The sequence below is a fragment of the Pseudokineococcus marinus genome, assembly GCF_013004605.1.
GTDB lineage: Bacteria > Actinomycetota > Actinomycetes > Actinomycetales > Quadrisphaeraceae > Pseudokineococcus > Pseudokineococcus marinus.
In genome coordinates this window covers 1-2,347 of sequence record NZ_JABEMA010000396.1, presented here as the reverse complement: position 1 = coordinate 2,347, position 2,347 = coordinate 1, and the positions used below count along the sequence as shown (strand labels likewise).

Below are 2,347 nucleotides of genomic sequence, written 5' to 3'. Positions count from 1 at the left end.
CACCCGGAGCCGCGCCCGTCCACCACTTCCCTCCACCCGCTCTCCGCGGCCACCCGGCGGGCGCGGTCTGCGCCTCTCGCGAGGCCCCGCACGGTCCCCGCAGGGCCCCAGGGGGGCTCTACGGCCTGGTGGCCGCGCGGCGGCGCCCCTCCGGGGCCCGCGCGCCCCCACCGCCCCTCCACCGCCCCCCACCGCCGCCCGTCTGCCGTCTTGACGCGCTGACCTGGGCAGACGTCCACCGCGCTGCTCCGGACGGGTGGTCCGTCGGGCGCGCGGCGCGTTGACGGTGGGGCGAAGTGGAGTACGGTGGGGGACGTCGGAGCGAGAGAGCGCCGACCGGCCCTCCCGGGCACCGGGGGAGGGGTGGTCGGGGCTCGCAGGGGAGGAGCGGCCGGTGTTCCTCGGCACGCACTCGCCGCGCCTCGACGACAAGGGCCGGCTGATCCTCCCCGCGAAGTTCCGGGACCAGCTGGCCGACGGCCTGGTGGTCACGAAGGGGCAGGAGCGCTGCCTCTACGTGTTCCCGGAGCGGGCGTTCGAGGAGCTGCACGAGCAGCTCCGCCAGGCGCCCGTGACGAGCAAGCAGGCCCGGGACTACGCGCGCGTCCTCCTCGCGGGGGCGTTCGACCAGGTCCCGGACCGGCAGGGGCGGATCACGGTGCCGCAGCCCCTGCGCACCTACGCGGGCCTCGAGCGCGACGTCGTCGTCATCGGGGCCGGCACCCGCATCGAGGTGTGGGACGCCGCCGCCTGGGAGGCCTACCTGGCCGAGCAGGAGGAGTCCTTCGCCAGCACCGCCGAGGAGGTCGTGCCCGGCCTCTTCTGACAGGGCTCCCGCGCCGGTCCGACCGGCACGGCCCCGGGGCGACGCGCCGCGCGCCTCCCCGGCCAGCAGGCCCCTGACCTGCACGATCGGTCAGCACAGCGTGACGGGCCGCACAGCCAGTCACACAGTTCACAGCAGTCACTTGAGTCACACGAGCACCACCCGGCGCCCGGTCCGGCCTCCAGCCGCTCCCGCCGCCCCGAGTCCTGGCGCACTTCCCCGGCGCCAGGCCCCGGGACCGGCCGGAGCGGATGGGGACCAGTCCTGGCGGCGGGGCGCGGCGGACGCGCGGCCCCCGGGCCGCGGGAGAGGGGGCGGGCATGGGCGAGCAGCCCGACGCGGTCACGCCCCCGGCGGGAGACCGCCTCCCCGACGGTCCCTCTCCCGGCGCCGCGCCCGAGCGGGGGACCGCCGACCGCCACGTGCCCGTGCTCCTCGAGCGGTGCGTCGACCTCCTCGCCCCCGGGCTCGCGGCCGAGGGCGCCGTGGTCGTCGACGCGACGCTGGGGATGGGCGGCCACGCCGAGGCGCTGCTGCGCCGCTGCCCGGGCGCGGTGCTCGTCGGCCTCGACCGCGACCCGCAGGCGCTGGCGCTGGCGGGGGAGCGCCTGGCCCCCTTCGGCGACCGGGTCCACCTCGTCCGCACGGTCTTCGACGGGCTGCCGCGCGCCCTGGCCGACCTCGGCGTGCGCGAGGTGGGCGGCGTGCTGCTCGACCTCGGCGTCTCCTCGCTGCAGCTCGACGAGGTCGACCGGGGCTTCTCCTACGCCCGCGACGCGCCCCTCGACATGCGCATGGACCCCACCGGCGGGCCGACGGCGGCGGACGTGCTGGCGACCTACCCGGCGGGCGACCTGGCGCGCGTCCTGCGCGACTACGGCGAGGAGCGCTTCGCCCGCCGCATCGCCGACCGCGTCGTCGCGGCGCGCGAGGTCGCGCCGCTGCGGACGACGCGCGAGCTCGCCGACCTCGTGCGCGACGCCGTGCCGGCGGCCACGCGCCGCACCGGCGGCAACCCCGCCAAGCGGACCTTCCAGGCGCTGCGCGTGGAGGTCAACGGCGAGCTCGACGCCCTGCGCCGCGCGCTCCCCGCGGCGGTGGACGCGCTCGCCGTCGGCGGCCGCGTCGTCGTCATGAGCTACCAGTCCCTCGAGGACCGGATCGCCAAGCAGGTCCTGGCCGCCGGTGCGGCCAGCACCTCACCGCCCGACCTCCCGGTCGAGCTGCCCGAGCACGCGCCGCTGCTGCGCCTGCTCACCCGCGGCGCCGAGACGGCGCCCGAGCCCGAGACCGCCCGCAACCCCCGAGCCGCGTCGGTGCGGCTGCGCGCCGCCGAGCGCGTCCGCGGGGGCCGCCTCCGAAGGAGCGCCGCATGAGCGCCGCCAGCGCCGCTCGAGCCGTCAGCGCCACCGGCGCCGCCCGGCCCGCGCGCCCCCTCGGACCGCCCCGCAGCCGGTCCGCCCGGGCCGCCTCCCCGCTGGCGCGCAGCGCGGGCGCCAGGCCCGGCTCCCGCCCCGCGCC

Annotated in this window: 2 protein-coding genes; both read left to right on the top strand. The window is 79.0% G+C overall.

Annotation, left to right across the window (positions count from 1 at the left end; all coding sequences use genetic code 11):
• Positions 1 to 394 precede the first annotated feature (394 nt).
• Complete coding sequence (gene mraZ, locus HLB09_RS15880; protein WP_171204286.1) at positions 395 to 826, top strand: division/cell wall cluster transcriptional repressor MraZ; 432 nt, start codon at positions 395 to 397, stop codon at positions 824 to 826.
• Positions 827 to 1,146: 320 nt separating this feature from the next.
• Positions 1,147 to 2,202, top strand: a complete 1,056-nt coding sequence (gene rsmH / locus HLB09_RS15875; RefSeq protein ID WP_212771232.1) for a 16S rRNA (cytosine(1402)-N(4))-methyltransferase RsmH — start codon at positions 1,147 to 1,149, stop codon at positions 2,200 to 2,202.
• The last annotated feature ends 145 nt before the right edge of the window (positions 2,203 to 2,347 follow it).